This is a genomic window from Streptomyces sp. NPDC058008 (assembly GCF_042886395.1).
GTDB lineage: Bacteria > Actinomycetota > Actinomycetes > Streptomycetales > Streptomycetaceae > Streptomyces.
In genome coordinates this window covers 1-15,808 of sequence record NZ_JBHVQX010000046.1, presented here as the reverse complement: position 1 = coordinate 15,808, position 15,808 = coordinate 1, and the positions used below count along the sequence as shown (strand labels likewise).

Sequence of the window (15,808 nt, the reverse complement as noted above, 5' to 3'; positions counted from 1 at the left end):
GGCCGTCAGCGGTGCCTGAGGGCCCGTGCCCGCCGCGCGATGCGCCGGAGGACGGGGCTGCGGCGGACGAAGGCGAGGCGCGCCGGTACGACGCCGGGGAGGGCCAGCGCACCGAGCCGCCGCCGTTTGAAGTAGCGCCGGGTCCGGGCATCCAGATGGCCGGCGAGATAGCGCTCGGCGGCCGGGCGGAGGTCCGGGCGGACGCGTGGCTGCATGGCGAAGGCGACCGCCGGCAGCAGGCCGTCGAGCGCCTCCGCCACCGTCGCCACGGTCACCGGCGGCCGGTCCGGCGCGGCGGCGGGCCCCGCCAGGTCCGGCAGCAGGGCGTCGATGACGGTGACCGGGATCCGCGCCGGGTTCTCGTACGGGGTGAGCCGCTCCAGGAGGGTGCCGGTCCCGGTCCTGGCCACCGGCAGGCCGTAGTGCACGGCCGCGGTGAGCAGCGCCGTCGAGGAGCAGCCGACGACGAGCGCGGGGCGCAGCCGCTCGTAGAGGACCTCGGCCGGGACCGGGACGCCGGGCACGCCGGAGTCCGGCACCGTCAGTTCCGCCCCGAGGCGCTCCGCCTCCGCCCGCAGGGCCGGGAGGGCGGGCGCGGGCCCCTGTGGGTGGGGCCGCACGACGAGACGGGTGTGGCCGAGGGCGGCCGTGCCCCGGACCATCCGCAGGTGCAGCTCCGTCTCCTCCGCCGCGGAGAGCGGACCCGGCCCGGGGAGCAGCAGGAGCGCGGCTCCGTCGGAGCCGCCGGACTCCGGTGTGTCCTCGGCGAGTTCACGGAAGACCTTCAGCAGGGCCGGCGCCGGGAGCGGCCGGGCCGGTACGCCGAACTCGCCCAGCAGCAGCGGCTCCAGGCCCGGGAGCAGGTCCGGGTGGAGCAGCTGACGCACCCGGGTGCCGATCAGGGGCGGGAGCTTCCCCCCGGTCGGACCGTAACCGGCCAGGCCGTCCGCGTACACGGTCACCGGACCGCCGGTGAAGATCTGGGCGAGCGCCAGGGCAGGGGCGGTGTGGGGCGATTCCAGGGCCAGTTCGACCTCCTCGTCCCCGAGGCCCCAGGCGCGACGCAGATGGCGCTCCCACAGGGGAACGTCGTCGGGGCGCGGGGTCCAGGCGCCCGGGTGCAGGGGGAAGACGGCGTCGTTCCACGAGAGGACCTGGTCGAAGCGGGTGCGCAGCCGGCCGAACCCGGGCGAGGCGTCGGCCGGGACCGCCGCCTCGGGGACGGCCGAGCCGTCGCAGAGCAGCAGGACGCGGCGGCCGGCCTCCCGGAAGCAGCCGGAGTCGAGGGCCGCGGCGAGCACGGCCGTGCCGCGGAGACCGGAGGCGACGAAGATCTGGGTGGTCACGCGGCAGCCGCTCCCTCGGTGGTGGCGGACCGGCGGCGCAGCCTGCGCAGGACGGTCGCCCGTTCGGTGTCCATGGAGTCCAGGACGTCGTCGAGAACGTCGCGCGGCATACGCCCGAGTGCCGCCGCGCCCAGTGTTCTCAGCGTGCGGGCCACGGACGGTTCGAATTTCTCGACGGAACCGATGTGATGGGAAATGACCGCGCAATACGTCCGTACCGCTTTCGGCATGAGTGTCCCGGCATCACGGTCCGCCGCGGTTTCGGACAGCACCTGGTCGTACGCGCGAATGAAATCGAGTTGGCGTTCGTCGCCGATCTGCGTGAGGGACGTGGCGACCCCGCGCCGGTAGAAATGGCTCAGCGTTCCCAGGACCGCGAAGGATTCCGCCTCCCGGTGCAGCCGCCATATCCACGGCCGGTCCTCGGCGGTGCGCAGCCCGTCGGTGAAACGCAGCAGTCCCCGGTCCAGCAGGCTGCGGTGGTACATCCCCGCCCAGGCGAAGGCGTAGTCCACCGAGGTCGTCCGGCCGGCCGGCAGGATCGCGTCCCGGGGGTCGCCCACCACCCCGCGCGGGCCGTGCGGGACGCGGCGCACCGTGCGGGACGTACCGGTGACCTGGACGTGGTCCGTACGCACGAAAGCGCAGCCCAGCGCCTCGATCCCGGCGAGCAGACGGGTGTAGTGGCCGGGGGCGAGCCAGTCGTCGCCGTCCAGGAAGGCGATGTACTCGCCGCGGGCCGCGTCCAGTCCGGTGTTGCGCGCCGTGGCCAGACCGGCGTTGCGTCCGTGCCCGCGCACGACCACCCCCTCCATACCGTCCGCCGCGCGGCGCAGGAGGTCCGCCGTACCGTCGGTGGAGCAGTCGTCGACGAGGATGAACTCGAAGTCCTCGCGGGTATTGGCCCGCAGGCTTCTGAGTGTGTCGGGCGCGTATGCCTGGACGTTGTAGAACGGCACGATGACGGAGAGCTTAACCACCCGCGTCACGCTAGGGGCGGTCCCGGCATTCGCCCTGACCCCCGCCCGTACGGAAAGTGAACGGCGCGCGGCGGAAAAGTGAACCCGCCCGAATGCGGGGCCCTTTCCCCCTCGGGCCGGGCCCGGTCCCCAACCGTCGACCGGCTGTTAACCATCTGTTGCCACCGCGTTGGGCCGCGGATCGGAATGGCTTCCTAGCTTTTACGACGTGCCCCCTCGTACCGATGACGCGGCCCTTCCGGCCGCCACCCCAGCAGCCGGCCCCGCGGCTCTGCGCATAGCCGTGCTCGCCGACTCCGACACCCGGTGGAAGTGGGGCGCGCTCACCGCGCGCCGCCTCTCCGCCGCCCCGGAGACCGGCACGGTGGAGCGCCCCGTGGAGATCAGCGGGCTGCTGCTGCGCGGCCGGGCCACCCCGACGCCCCGTCAGCTCGCCGAGGTGGGCGAGGTCGGGGTGGACGCGGGCCGGGTGCGCGAGGTGACCGCGGCCGAGTTCCTGCACACGGTGCGCGACGAGGCGTACGACGTCGTCGTCCTCGCCCTCGTGGGAGGCGCGGTCCAGGCGATGCTGCACGGGCTGGCCGCCCTGGAACTGCCCCGCAGGCCCGTCGTCGTCACCGGTTACGTCGGGGTCGTCTACGAGAAGCTCGCCGACGGGCTCCTGCTGCGCCACGGCGCGGACGTCGTCCTCGCCAACTCCCGCCACGACGCGGCACGTTTCCGCGCCGTGTACGAAGGGGTCGGCGCCGACGCGGCGTCCGTCACCGAGGCCGCGCTGCCGTTCCTCGGCGGGGAGCCGCACCGGGCCCGGGAGGGGCGCGACACCGTCGTGTTCGCCGCCCAGCCCTCCGTCCCCGCCTCCCGCGCCGACCGCACGTACCTGCTGCGCCGGCTCGTCGAGCACGCCAGGCTCCACCCCGGCCGCGAGGTGCTGCTGAAGCTGCGCTCCAAGCCGGGCGAGCACACCACCCACATCGAGGAACTGCCCTACCAGCGCCTCGCGGAGCGGATCCCCGGCGGCCTCCCGCCCAACTTCCGCCTCGTCTACGGGCACATGGGCGAGGTCCTGGACGGCACCGACCTGCTGGTCACCGTGTCCTCGACCGCGGCCCTGGAGTCCCTGCACCGGCGGATCCCGACCGCCGTCCTCTCCGACCTCGGCGTCCGCGAGGCCCTGGGCAACCACCACTTCATCGGCTCGGGGCTCATCACGTCCTGGGACCACCTCGACGGCGGCTTCCGCCCGGAGCCCGACGAGGAGTGGCTCGCCGGGCAGGGCGTCGCCGCCGACGGCTCGTACGGCACCGCCTACGACACCGCCCGCGCCCGGGTCGGAGAGCTGCTCGCCGCCGGGCCGCTTCCCCCCGTCGCGCCCTACTACACACCGGCCACCGCACCCGGATACCTCCCCGGCATCCTCGCCCGCTACCACCTGGGCCCCGACGGCCGGCCGCTGCCGGGCGCCGTCACGGCCGACCGGACGGGCGGGGTCAGGGGCGCGGTCCGCGAGACCGTACGCAACGCGGCGCGCGGCGCCTACCGCCACGGCGTCCAGCGGGTCGCCCCCGTGATCCGGCGGATGGGCGAGCTGTGACCACCGATTCAGGAGCACCCATGACCCCGACCCCCACCGTGCTCGCCGTGATCCCCGCCCGCGGCGGATCCAAGGGCGTACCCGCGAAGAACCTCGCCCAGGTCGGCGGCGTCCCGCTCGTCGCCCGCGCCGTCCGCGCCTGCCTCTCCTCGCCCGAGGTCACGGACGTCGTCGTCACCACCGACGACCCGGACATCGCCGCAGCGGCCCGGGCCGCGGCCGGGGCGCTGGAGGAGGACGCCCGGCTGCACTGCGTGCAGCGGCCCGCCGCCATCGCCGGTGACACGGCGACCAGCGAGGACGCGGTCCTGCACGCCCTGCACGCCTACGAGGCGACAGCGCACGGCCGGAAGGCCGACGTGGTGCTCCTGGTCCAGTGCACGAGCCCCTTCCTCACCCGTGAGGACATCGACGGCGTCGCCGCCGCGGTCGCCCGCGACGGCGCCGACACCGCCGTCACCGTGGCCCCCTTCCACGGCTTCGTGTGGCGCGACGGCAGCGCGGTCGAGGACGACACCTACGGCGTCAACCACGACAAGGCCGTACGCCCCCGCCGCCAGGACCGGCCCCAGGACTACCTGGAGACCGGCGCCGCGTACGCCATGGAGGTCGAGGGCTTCCGCACCCACCGGCACCGCTTCTTCGGCCACACCGCGCTCGTGCGGACCGATCCCGCCCGGGTCCTGGAGGTCGACGACCCGCACGACCTGGCCCGCGCCCGCGCCCTCGCGCCGCTCCTGGACCCCTCGCCCTACCCCACCCGGACGGACGTCGACGCCGTCGTCCTCGACTTCGACGGCACGCAGACCGACGACCGCGTCCTCATCGACTCCGACGGCCGGGAGATCGTCGCCGTGCACCGCGGCGACGGCCTGGGGGTCGCCGCCCTGCGCCGGGCCGGCGTACCGCTGCTGATCCTCTCCACGGAACAGAACCCGGTCGTCGCCGCCCGCGCCCGCAAACTCCAGGTCCCCGTCCTGCACGGCATCGACCGCAAGGACCTGGCGCTCAAGCAGTGGTGCGAGGAGCAGTCCATCGCCCCCGACCGCGTGCTCTACGTCGGCAACGACGTCAACGACCTGGCCTGCTTCGGCCTGGCGGGCTGGCCCGTCGCCGTGGCGAACGCCCACGACTCGGTCCGCGCCGCCGCGCGCGCCGTGACCACACGCCCCGGCGGCTCCGGCGCCATCCGCGAGATCGCGGCCTGGCTCCTGGGCCCCACCCTCACCCTCTCCACCGAAACCCCCGCATCCCCCACCGAGTAAGGAAGCACCACCATGAGCAGCACCTCCCGCCTGCGCACGTTCGGCACCCGCACCGCCGGCCCCGGCCACCCCGTCTACGTCACCGGCGAGATCGGCATCAACCACAACGGCGACCTCGACAACGCCCTCGCGCTGATCGACGTGGCCGCCGAGGCCGGCTGCGACGCGGTCAAGTTCCAGAAGCGCACCCCGGAGATCTGCACCCCGCGCGACCAGTGGGACATCGAGCGCGACACCCCCTGGGGCCGGATGACGTACATCGACTACCGCCACCGCGTCGAGTTCGGCGAGGCCGAGTACACCGCCATCGCGGAGCACTGCGCCGAGCGCGGCATCGACTGGTTCGCCTCCCCGTGGGACACCGAGGCCGTCGCCTTCCTGGAGAAGTTCGACGTCCCCGCGCACAAGGTCGCCTCCGCCTCCCTCACGGACGACGAGCTGCTCCGCGCGCTGCGCGCCACCGGCCGCACCGTCATCCTGTCCACCGGCATGTCGACGCCCCGGCAGATCCGCCACGCGGTCGAGGTGCTCGGCAGCGACAACATCCTGCTCTGCCACGCCACCTCGACGTACCCGGCGAAGGCCGAGGAGCTCAACCTGCGGGTCATCAACACCCTCCAGCAGGAGTACCCGAACGTCCCGATCGGCTACAGCGGCCACGAGACCGGCCTCCAGACCACCCTCGCCGCCGTCGCGCTGGGTGCCGCGTTCGTCGAGCGCCACATCACCCTGGACCGCGCCATGTGGGGCTCCGACCAGGCCGCCTCCGTCGAGCCGCAGGGCCTCACCCGCCTCGTCCGCGACATCCGCACCATCGAGGCGTCCCTCGGCGACGGGGTCAAGAAGGTGTACGAGTCGGAGCTCGGCCCGATGAAGAAGCTCCGCCGCGTCGCGGGCGTCGTCGCCGAGAACGAGAACGCGCCGGCCGCCGAGCCGGTCGCGGTCTGACGGGCCGACCGGTGAACCTCGCCTTCGTCGAGAGCCCGGTCCAGCTCCTGAACGTCCTGGAGTGGACCCACACCCGGGGAGGAACCGACACCACCGTCGTCGTCCTCCCCCCGGTCGACCCGATGTCGCGCGGACAGCTGCGCAGGATGGCGGAGCTGGCCCGCGACGAGGGCGTCACCGTCCGCTGGCAGGAGGCGCGCGGGGAGACCGGCGCGCCTCTCAAGGCCCTGCGCGCGCTGACGGGCCTGATCCGCAAGGCGGACCGCATCGTCATCGGCGACCCGTTCTCCCGGTACGTGCAACTGCTCCTCAGCCTGGTCCGCACCCGCCGGATCACGGTCGTCGACGACGGCACCGCCACCATGGAGTTCGTCGCCCAGCTGGCGCGCGGCGAACGGCTGGTGCGCTGGCACCGCCGGGGCAGCGGGGGCCCGCGCGAACTGCTCCTGGCCCCCGTCACCTCGGCGGCCCGCCGCAGCTTCACCCCGTCGGCGACCCGCACCGTCGAGGTGTTCACCGCGATGCCGGTCGAGGCCCCCGAGGGCGTCGAGGTCACGGCGAACACCTTCGCCTGGACGCGGGAGCGCTTCGGCCCGCCCCGCATCACCAAGGGCGCCGACCTGGTCGGGACCTCCCTGGTGGAGACGGGCGTGGTCGACCCCGCCCCGTACGAGGAGGCGGTCTCCTCGCTGGCCCGCACCCATGGCGCCACCCGCTACTTCGCCCACCGCCGCGAATCCGCGGACAAGCTCCACGCCCTGGAAGCCGCCACCGGCCTGGAGATCGTCCGCCCGGACCTGCCGCTGGAACTCATCGCCCGCAGGGGTCCCATCGGCCACACCGTCCTCAGCTTCCCGTCCACCGTGGTCCACACCCTGCCCCTGGCCCTGGCGGGCACCGGGGTGAAGGTCGCGGTGTGCGACATAGAGCCGGAGTGGCTGCGGGACACGGCGTCCCCGCGCGCCCAGGGCTTCCTGAGCGGGGTCACCGAGACGGCCCGTGACGTGCAGCGGCTGGCACCGTGGCGCGCCACGGCGGTCACGGAGGGCTGACGCGCGACAGCGGTCCGGCCGCCGCGCGCCGTCGACGGGCGGAGCGGGGTGCACGCGGCCACCGCGCGGGTCCCTCGGACCGGCGCGGCGGTCGGTCAGTGCGCGTCCTGACGGCCGCCGTCGGGAACGGCGGCCGCCTCCGCGCCGCTGCGGACCGCGCGCTCCCTGCTCCAACGGCGCAGGGCGAGGGCGAAGCCGACTCCGGCCGGCAGGACGGGAGCGGCCGACTGCGCGGCCAGGGAGGCCAGGAAGCCGGGGTTCATCCGTTCCGTCATGCCGCTGGTGTACCGACAGGTCGCCTGAGGGGGGAAGAAGCTGTACTCCAGCGTCCTGGGCGGGTTGTCCCCCCAGTCCGCCCCCGCCGAGCAGGCCGACGACGGCCCCGCGAGCAGCTTCCAGCCGGCCGGCGCGTACAGCAGGAGGAACACGGAACAAGTGACGGTGAGCGCCGTTCCCGTGCGGCGGAGCTTCTCGGCCCGCGACATCGGCATCACGAGGCGGCCACCGGGGCGCGGGTCGAAGCACTCCGCGAGCAGGGCCACGAACACGCAGAGGACCATGACCAGCAGGCCGCCCCGGAGCAGGGTGCCGAGCACCTCACGGCCGCCGACGGACGCGATGTCCCCGCCCTGGAACTCGCAGACGGTGGCCGGCGGAAACGCCTGGTCCCGGACCCGCAGGAGCCTGCCCGGCCCCTGGATCAGACCGTGCGTGCACTGCTCGTCGAACTCCAGCATGCCGACGGCGGCGATGGCCGAACCGATCACCAGGCCGGCGAACGAGATCCCCGCCGCGGCCCAGAGGGCACCCGTCCGGTAGCCGCTGTGTACCCCCGCGTGTGACATGCGCGCAGGGTATTCGAACGCAACGCCCGTACCGGCTCGAACACTTGAGTTCGCCGGGGCCGCACGCCGCTGTCGCGCACCGGAGTTCCCGGCCGGTGCCCCGGCCCCGTGTGATCACCCTTCGTGATTGACTTGCTACGTGCTGTTCCGGGCGGGTGCGGCCCCGCCGCCCGTTCCCTCTGCGGCCGGCCGGGCGGCGGGAGGCCCCGTGTGCCCTTCCGCTCGTGCATCGCGGCGGAAAACGGGCGAGTTTACCCGTCAGGGCCATCGGTCACACGCCGCAGCGCCGTCTTTTGTTCCTCTAAGCGGCTGAACTTTTGTTGATCTGTGGCCAGTTGTGGGTACCAGGGGCCTACCCTTGACTGGGTGAACCAGTTGAAGTCCCGTGCGCCCCACGCCGAGGCCGTCCTGCCCGGCACCCTGCCCGACGACCTGCGTGCCGAGCTCATCGCCTTCCGCCGTGATCTGCACATGCACCCCGAGCTCGGCAACCAGGAGTTCCGCACCACCGCGGCCATCAAGGCGCGGCTGGAGAAGGCCGGACTGGAGCCGCGGGTGCTGCCCGGGGGCACGGGGCTCGTCTGTGACGTGGGGGAGTGGGACGGCGTGACGCCGATGCTGGCCCTCCGGGGTGACATCGACGCCCTGCCGATCCCGGACACCAAGGCGGGGGTCCCCTACCGGTCCACCGTCCCCGACCGGGCGCACGCCTGCGGGCACGACGTCCACACCAGCTGCGTCCTGGGTGCCGGGCTCGTCCTGAGCGGCCTGGACCGCCAGGGGCTGCTGCCCCGGCCGGTGCGGCTGCTGTTCCAGCCCGCCGAGGAGGTGCTGCCCGGGGGCGCGTCGGACGCCGTCGCGGCCGGGGTGCTGGAAGGGGTGGGGCGGATCATCGGGGTGCACTGCGACCCGAAGGTGGACGTGGGCCGGATCGGGCTCCGGATCGGGGCGATCACCTCGGCCTGCGACCGGGTGGAGGTCTCCCTCGACGGGCCCGGCGGACACACCGCCCGGCCGCACCTGACCACCGACCTGGTCACCGCCGCGGCCAGGGTCGCCACCGACGTGCCCGCGCTGCTCGCCCGCCGCGTCGACGCACGGGCCGGACTCGCGGTCACCTGGGGGCGGCTCCAGACCGGTCACGCGCCCAATGTCATCCCGCAGCACGCCGAGCTGTCCGGCACGGTCCGCTGCCTCGATCTGGAGAGCTGGCGGCAGGCGCCCGACCTGGTGCACGCGGCGATCGACGAGGTGGCCGGAATGTACCGGGCCAAGACGGTCATCGACTACGTCCGCGGGGTCCCTCCCGTGGTGAACGAGGCCGAGACCATCGGCCTGCTGGACGCCGCGATGACCATCCGGCGCGGATCGTATGCGATCGAGGACACCGAGCAGAGCCTGGGAGGCGAGGACTTCTCCTGGTACCTGGAGAAGATCCCCGGGGCCATGGCGCGGCTCGGCGTGCGGGCACCGGGGGACACCCGCGGCCTGGACCTGCACCGCGGCAACTTCGACGTGGACGAGGAAGCCATCACGGTCGGGGTGGAACTGTTCACCGCGGCCGCCCTGCTGGACGTCTGACGCCGTGGGCGCGGTGCGGGAGGGTCCCGTACGCCACGGCCGTGCGGCAGCACCTCTGCCCCGCGCGTCCGGCCGGGCGGTCGCACCCCGGCCCCGTGCGTCCGGCTGGGGGGAGGCGCCCCGGCCCCGTGCGTCCGGCCGCCCGCTCCCCGCTCCCGCGCGTCCGCCGCTTCCCACCGCGTATCCGGCCCCGTCGCTCCCCGCCCCGCGCAGCCGGCGGGTTCCGGCCGACGGGAGGTGCCGGCCCGTTTCCGGCGCGGCCCCCGCCCGCGCCCGGTGCTCCCCGTGGAGGCGGGGGGCGGGGGCGCCGCCCGTAGTCCTGACGACCTGGTGTTTCGCACTCGTAACGGCTCGTAACCGGGCAGGACACCTCCTGTTCGCGACGATCCGATAACGGCTTCCGTAGGGGTCCTTATCTGACATCTACGCGCGTTACGATCGCCGCGAAACCAGCGCCGGAAGAGGCGCTTCGGTCAGGTTTGAAGGAGCCTTCCCTTGCGCCGGATCACCAGGATTGCCACCGTGGGCGTCATGTCCACGGCACTCGCGCTGAGCGTCAGTGCCTGTGGCAACTCGTCGTCGGACAGCGCGTCCGACTCCAAGGCCGACAAGACGGCCATCGCTTACGACATCGGTGGCCGCGGCGACCAGTCGTTCAACGACGCAGCCTACGCGGGCCTCGTCAAGGCCCAGAAGGACCTCGACGTCAAGGGCACCGAGGCCGAGCCGTCGGACGGCGAGTCGGACGCCGACAAGGTGCAGCGCCTCACCGCGCTGGCCCGCGCCGGCAACAACCCGGTGATCGGTGTCGGCTTCGCCTACGCCCCCGCCATCAAGAAGGTCGCCCCGAAGTTCCCGAAGATCACCTTCGGCATCATCGACGACGCCTCGGTGACGGGCGACAACATCGCCAACATCGTCTTCAACGAGGAGCAGGGCTCCTACCTCGCCGGCGTCGCCGCGGCCAAGGTCACCAAGACCAAGACCGTCGGCTTCATCGGCGGTGTCGAGACCCCGCTCATCAAGAAGTTCCAGGCGGGCTTCGAGCAGGGCGTCAAGGACACCGACGCCTCGGTCAAGGTCGTCCCGCAGTACCTGACGCAGCCGCCGAACTTCGACGGCTTCTCCAAGCCGGACCTCGGCAAGGCCGCCGCCCAGGGGCAGCTCGACAAGGGCGCCGACGTGGTCTACTCGGCGGCCGGCCTGGCCGGTTCCGGTGCCATCGAGGCCGTCTCGAAGGCCGGCAAGTGGAACATCGGCGTCGACTCCGACCAGTACAAGCAGGAAGGCCTCGCCGCCTACAAGGCGTCGATCCTGACCTCGGTCACCAAGGACGTCGAGGACTCCGTCTTCAACCTGATCAAGTCCGCCCAGGACGGCAAGCCGCAGTCCGGCGAGGTGCGCTACGGCCTCGACAAGGACGGCGTGGGCCTGGCCCTGTCCAACCCCGCCTTCACCGGCATGACCGAGGTCATCGCCGCGGTGGACAAGGCGAAGCAGGAGATCATCGACGGCAAGATCACCGTCAAGACCGCCCCGTAACGATTCCGGTCGTCACGCTGGTTTCCCGTGGGCCCGGGGCGCGCATCCGCCGCTCCGGGCCCGTGGGGTGCTCATCGAGGAAGTCGTGCCGTCCGCGGTGCCCCGCTCGCAGAGGTGCTGAACCGGGTGTACCGGACCGGGCCGCGGGCCCCGCGCCTCACGATTCGGCAGCGCTACGCGTGTAGACAGCCCTCGGGGGCGATAATTCCATCCAGCCCCTCTGCCCCCTGTGCCCCCGCTCCTGTCCGGCCAAGGAGAGTTCGTCATCAACGCGTCCAGCAGCCCCCCCGCCGTAGAACTGCACGGCATCACCAAGCGCTTCCCCGGGGTCGTGGCCAACCACGACATCGGCATCACCGTACGCAAGGGAACGGTCCACGCCCTCGTCGGTGAGAACGGCGCCGGTAAGTCCACCCTGATGAAGATCCTCTACGGCATGCAGAAGCCGGACGAGGGCACCATCGCCGTGGACGGCGAGCAGGTCTCCTTCGGCAACCCCGGTGACGCCATCGCGCGCGGAATCGGCATGGTCCACCAGCACTTCATGCTCGCCGACAACTTCACCGTCCTGGAGAACGTCGTCCTCGGCGGCGAAGGGCTGCACGGCATCGGATCCGCCGCGCGCAGGAAGATCAAGGAGATCTCCGACGCGTACGGTCTCGGGGTGCGCCCCGACGCCCTCGTCGAGGACCTCGGGGTCGCCGACCGCCAGCGCGTGGAGATCCTCAAGGTCCTCTACCGCGGCGCCCGCATCCTCATCCTCGACGAGCCGACCGCCGTGCTCGTCCCCCAGGAGGTCGACGCGCTCTTCGCGAACCTCCGCGAGCTCAAGGCCGAGGGCCTCACCGTCATCTTCATCTCGCACAAGCTCGGCGAGGTCCTCTCCGTCGCCGACGAGATCACGGTGATCCGGCGCGGTACCACGGTGGGCACCGCCGACCCCGCGAACACCACCACCAAGCAGCTCGCCGAACTGATGGTCGGCAGCGAGCTGCCCTCGCCGGAGACCCGCGAGTCCACGGTGACCGACGTGCCGATGCTGCGCGTCGAAGGCCTCTCCCTCAGCGTGACGGACCCGGACGGCGTCGTGCGCGACGTCCTGTCCGACGTCGGCTTCACGATCCACAAGGGCGAGGTCCTGGGCATCGCCGGCGTCGAGGGCAACGGCCAGACCGAGCTGATCGAGACGCTCGTCGGCATGCGGGCCCCGGACGGCGGGACCATCACGCTGGACACCGACGACATCTCGCGCACCCCCACCCGCAAGAGGCGCGAGGGCGGTATCGGCTACATCCCCGAGGACCGCCACCGGCACGGGGTACTGCTGGACGCCCCGCTCTGGGAGAACCGCATCCTCGGCCACGTCACCGAGAAGCCCAACAGCAGGGGCTGGCTGCTCGACCCGAAGGCCGCGCGCGCCGACACCGAGCGGATCGTGCGCGAGTACGACGTGCGCACCCCGGGCATCGAGGTCACGGCGGCCTCCCTCTCCGGCGGCAACCAGCAGAAGCTGATCGTCGGCCGCGAGATGAGCCACGCCCCGAAGCTCCTGATCGCCGCCCACCCCACCCGCGGGGTGGACGTCGGCGCACAGGCGCAGATCTGGGACCAGATCCGCGAGGCCCGCCGCGAGGGGCTGGCCGTCCTGCTCATCTCGGCGGACCTGGACGAGCTCATCGGGCTCTCCGACACCCTGCGCGTCATGTACCGCGGACAGCTGGTCGCCGACGCCGATCCCGCCACCATCACACCCGAGGAACTGGGCTCGGCCATGACCGGCGCCGCCGCAGGCCACCTCGAAGCAGCACCGGAGGACGAGGCCTGATGAGGAAATTCGACAAGGACCGGCTGATCCTGGGCCTCGCCGGCCCGGTACTCGCCCTGGTCGTGGCCTTCGCGCTCAGCACCCTGGTGCTGCTCGTCTCCGACCGCGACCCCTTCGAGCTGTACCGCCTGCTCTTCGAGCAGGTGTCGTACAGCGACGTACAGGTCCTGATCATCAACCAGGCCGGGACGTACTACCTCGCCGCCCTCGCGGTCGCGGTCGGCTTCCGCATGAACCTCTTCAACATCGGCGTGGACGGGCAGTACCGCCTCGCGGCGATGGTGGCCGCCCTCGTCGGCGCCAGCGTGACCCTTCCCGGGCCGCTCCAGATCGCGCTGATCGTCGTCGTCGCGATGCTCGTGGGCGCCTTCTGGGCGGGCATCGCCGGCATCCTCAAGACCACGCGCGGGGTGAGCGAGGTCGTCGCGACGATCATGCTCAACTCCATCTCCACCTCGCTGATCGCCTGGCTCATCCTGCCGAAGAACTTCGGCGACCAGGCGACGGGCTCCAACAACCTGACGACCGGGGAGATCCCGGAGTCGGGCTGGTTCCCCGGACTCTCCCTGAGCCCCGACGCCGGTGAGATCTACGGCTTCACCTTCGTCGCCGCGGGCTGCGGCCTCGTCTACTGGCTGGTCCTCAACCGCACCCGGTTCGGGTTCGACCTGCGCGCCACCGGCGCCAGCGAGAGCGCCGCCCAGGCGTCGGGCGTGGACGCCAAGAAGATGATCCTGACCTCGATGCTGATCTCCGGTGCCATCGCCGGCCTCGTCGGCATGCCGACGCTGCTGGGCGACACGCACACCTACAGCCTCGACTTCCCCGTCGGCCTCGGCTTCACCGGCATCACCATCGCCCTGCTCGGCCGCAACCACCCGGTGGGCATCGCGCTCAGCGCGCTGCTGATCGCGTTCCTGGACAAGGCGTCGTCCCCGCTCGACCAGTTCGGCTTCGAGAAGGAGATCGCCACGATCATGCAGGGCCTGATCGTGATCTCGGTCGTCGTCAGCTACGAACTCGTCCGCCGTTACGGGACCCGCCGCCAGCAGCAGAAGGTCGGCGAGGAACTCGCCGCCGGCCACGCCCTCACCACCGAGAAGGAGGCGGCCCTGTGAGCACCGATGTCCACGCCGCACGCGTCGCCCCCAAGAAGGGCGGCGGCCGACGCACACTCTCCCTGCCCGTCGTCCTGCTGATCATCGCCGGGGCGCTGGCCCTGGTCTCGCTGGTCCGCCTGATCAGCGGCGCGAACGACGTGACCTCCGTGGGCCAGGTCAGCGGCGCTCTCGAACTCGCCGTGCCGATCGGCCTCGCCGGTCTCGGCGGGCTCTGGGCGGAGCGGGCCGGTGTCGTCAACATCGGCCTCGAGGGCATGATGATCCTCGGCACCTGGTTCGGTGCCTGGGCCGGTTTCCAGTGGGGCCCGTGGGTCGGCGTCCTCTTCGGCATCATCGGCGGCGCGCTCGGCGGGCTGCTCCACGCGGTCATCACCGTCACCTTCGGCGTGAACCACATCGTCTCCGGTGTGGCCATCAACATCCTCGCCGTCGGCGTCACCCGCTACCTCTCGAACTTCACCTTCGCCGACGCGCCCGGCGGGTCCTCCAAGCAGTCCCCGCGACTGGCCGAGATCGACAAGATCACCGTCCCAGGCCTCTCGGACTGGATGCAGGACCTCCAACAACACCACTGGTTCTTCGTCTCGGACCTCGCGGGCATCATCGGCGGCCTGGTCACCGGCCTGTCCCTGCTGACCGTCGTGGCCCTGCTGCTCATCCCCGTCACCTGGTGGGTGCTGTGGCGCACCGCGTTCGGCCTGCGGCTCCGCTCCTGCGGTGAGAGCCCGGTGGCGGCCGAGACCCTCGGCGTGAACGTCTACAAGTACAAGTACATCGCCGTGACGATCTCGGGCGGTCTGGCGGGACTCGGCGGCGCCTTCCTGGCCATCGTGGCCACCAGCATCTACCAGGAGGGCCAGACCGGCGGGCGCGGATACATCGGTCTCGCCGCGATGATCTTCGGCAACTGGATGCCGGGCGGCATGGCGCTGGGCGCGGGCCTCTTCGGCTTCACCGACAGCCTCAAGCTCCGCGGCGGTGCCGAGAACGTCCACGCGATGCTGCTGCTCCTGGCGATCCTCCTCGTGATCGTCGTGTTCTGGCAGCTGTACCGGAAGAAGTACCTGACGGCGCTGATCTCGGCGGTCATCTCCGCGGTGCTGTTCACCTGGTACGCCCTGACCGACCAGGTCCCGAGCCAGTTCGTCGACGCCGCCCCGTACGTCACGACGCTGCTGGTGCTCGCGCTCTCCGCCCAGCGACTGCGCATGCCGAAGGCGGACGGCGTGCCGTACCGCAAGGGCGAGGGCAAGTGACGGCCCCGGCTCCCGTCGACTGGGAGGGGCTGCGCGAGGCCGCCCGGGACGCGATGTCCCGGGCGTACGCCCCGTACTCGGGCTACCCGGTCGGCGCGGCGGCCCTCGTCGACGACGGCCGCGTGATCACCGGATGCAACGTCGAGAACGCCTCGTACGGCATCGGCCTCTGCGCCGAGTGCGGGCTGGTCTCGCGGCTGGCCGCCACGGGCGGCGGCCGGCTGACCCACTTCACCTGCGTGGACGGCACGGGCTCGGTGCTCGTGCCGTGCGGACGGTGCCGCCAGCTCCTTTACGAGTTCGGAGGGCCCGGGCTCGTCCTGGAGACCCCCGACGGCCTCCGTACGCTCGACGAGATGCTGCCGCAGGCCTTCGGGCCGCAGCACCTGGGGTAGGGCGCGCCACACGCCCCGGTGTCCCCGCCGCCGCGCCGTTCCCCGGGCGGGCCCGACC

At 72.3% G+C, this 15,808-nt stretch carries 13 protein-coding genes; 10 read left to right on the top strand and 3 right to left on the bottom strand.

Translation table 11 applies throughout. The features are described from left to right. Positions 1-5: 5 nt before the first annotated feature. Positions 6-1,346 (bottom strand): polysialyltransferase family glycosyltransferase, encoded by a 1,341-nt coding sequence (locus tag ACFVS9_RS31930; protein ID WP_389938111.1) that lies wholly within the window; start codon positions 1,344-1,346, stop codon positions 6-8. After that, entirely contained in the window at positions 1,343-2,326 is a 984-nt protein-coding gene (locus ACFVS9_RS31925) for a glycosyltransferase family 2 protein (RefSeq protein ID WP_389938109.1), read from the bottom strand. Before ACFVS9_RS31925 ends, ACFVS9_RS31930 begins: the two co-directional genes overlap by 4 nt. A 208-nt stretch (positions 2,327-2,534) precedes the next feature. Here ACFVS9_RS31925 and ACFVS9_RS31920 point away from each other — a divergent pair, with 208 nt between their 5' ends. The 4 genes from ACFVS9_RS31920 to ACFVS9_RS31905 are packed head-to-tail and all read left to right on the top strand — an operon-like array spanning position 2,535 to position 7,185. Beyond that, the gene (locus ACFVS9_RS31920; protein WP_389938106.1) at positions 2,535-3,920 is read left to right on the top strand and encodes a DUF6716 putative glycosyltransferase; all 1,386 of its coding nucleotides are present in this window, start codon (positions 2,535-2,537) and stop codon (positions 3,918-3,920) included. A gap of 20 nt (positions 3,921-3,940) precedes the next feature. Further along, on the top strand, positions 3,941-5,185 hold the full coding sequence (locus ACFVS9_RS31915; RefSeq protein ID WP_383115605.1) for a cytidylyltransferase domain-containing protein: 1,245 nt from the start codon (positions 3,941-3,943) through the stop codon (positions 5,183-5,185). A 12-nt stretch (positions 5,186-5,197) separates the two neighbouring features. Next, positions 5,198-6,133, top strand: a complete 936-nt coding sequence (locus ACFVS9_RS31910; RefSeq protein WP_383115604.1) for an N-acetylneuraminate synthase family protein — start codon at positions 5,198-5,200, stop codon at positions 6,131-6,133. A gap of 11 nt (positions 6,134-6,144) precedes the next feature. Beyond that, positions 6,145-7,185: a hypothetical protein gene (locus tag ACFVS9_RS31905; protein WP_383115603.1), complete on the top strand. Its 1,041-nt coding sequence runs from the start codon at positions 6,145-6,147 to the stop codon at positions 7,183-7,185. Between the two features lie 95 nt (positions 7,186-7,280). Here ACFVS9_RS31905 and ACFVS9_RS31900 read toward each other — a convergent pair whose 3' ends face one another. After that, complete coding sequence (locus ACFVS9_RS31900) at positions 7,281-8,030, bottom strand: hypothetical protein (protein ID WP_389938102.1); 750 nt, start codon at positions 8,028-8,030, stop codon at positions 7,281-7,283. Between the two features lie 366 nt (positions 8,031-8,396). Here ACFVS9_RS31900 and ACFVS9_RS31895 point away from each other — a divergent pair, with 366 nt between their 5' ends. The 6 genes from ACFVS9_RS31895 to ACFVS9_RS31870 all read left to right on the top strand — a co-directional run bounded on the left by ACFVS9_RS31895 (position 8,397) and on the right by ACFVS9_RS31870 (position 15,750). Then, positions 8,397-9,611: an amidohydrolase gene (locus ACFVS9_RS31895; protein ID WP_389938099.1), complete on the top strand. Its 1,215-nt coding sequence runs from the start codon at positions 8,397-8,399 to the stop codon at positions 9,609-9,611. Positions 9,612-10,106: 495 nt separating this feature from the next. Continuing rightward, positions 10,107-11,153, top strand: a complete 1,047-nt coding sequence (locus tag ACFVS9_RS31890; protein ID WP_383115600.1) for a BMP family protein — start codon at positions 10,107-10,109, stop codon at positions 11,151-11,153. Between the two features lie 241 nt (positions 11,154-11,394). Beyond that, positions 11,395-12,978, top strand: a complete 1,584-nt coding sequence (locus tag ACFVS9_RS31885) for an ABC transporter ATP-binding protein (RefSeq protein WP_389938167.1) — start codon at positions 11,395-11,397, stop codon at positions 12,976-12,978. Continuing rightward, entirely contained in the window at positions 12,978-14,096 is a 1,119-nt protein-coding gene (locus tag ACFVS9_RS31880; protein WP_383115599.1) for an ABC transporter permease, read from the top strand. Before ACFVS9_RS31885 ends, ACFVS9_RS31880 begins: the two co-directional genes overlap by 1 nt. Next, positions 14,093-15,355, top strand: coding sequence for an ABC transporter permease (locus ACFVS9_RS31875; protein ID WP_383115598.1), 1,263 nt, complete (start codon positions 14,093-14,095; stop codon positions 15,353-15,355). Before ACFVS9_RS31880 ends, ACFVS9_RS31875 begins: the two co-directional genes overlap by 4 nt. Beyond that, positions 15,352-15,750 (top strand): cytidine deaminase, encoded by a 399-nt coding sequence (locus ACFVS9_RS31870; RefSeq protein WP_383115597.1) that lies wholly within the window; start codon positions 15,352-15,354, stop codon positions 15,748-15,750. The genes ACFVS9_RS31875 and ACFVS9_RS31870 overlap by 4 nt, the downstream gene beginning before the upstream one ends. Positions 15,751-15,808 lie beyond the last annotated feature (58 nt).

Bases quoted from the DNA above. Each gene is read 5' to 3' on its own strand.
- ACFVS9_RS31915 (WP_383115605.1), top strand. From the start codon at position 3,941: ATGACCCCGACCCCCACCGTGCTCGCCGTGATCCCCGCCCGCGGCGGA.
- ACFVS9_RS31900 (WP_389938102.1), bottom strand. From the start codon at position 8,030: ATGTCACACGCGGGGGTACACAGCGGCTACCGGACGGGTGCCCTCTGG.
- ACFVS9_RS31880 (WP_383115599.1), top strand. From the start codon at position 12,978: ATGAGGAAATTCGACAAGGACCGGCTGATCCTGGGCCTCGCCGGCCCG.
- ACFVS9_RS31910 (WP_383115604.1), top strand. From the start codon at position 5,198: ATGAGCAGCACCTCCCGCCTGCGCACGTTCGGCACCCGCACCGCCGGC.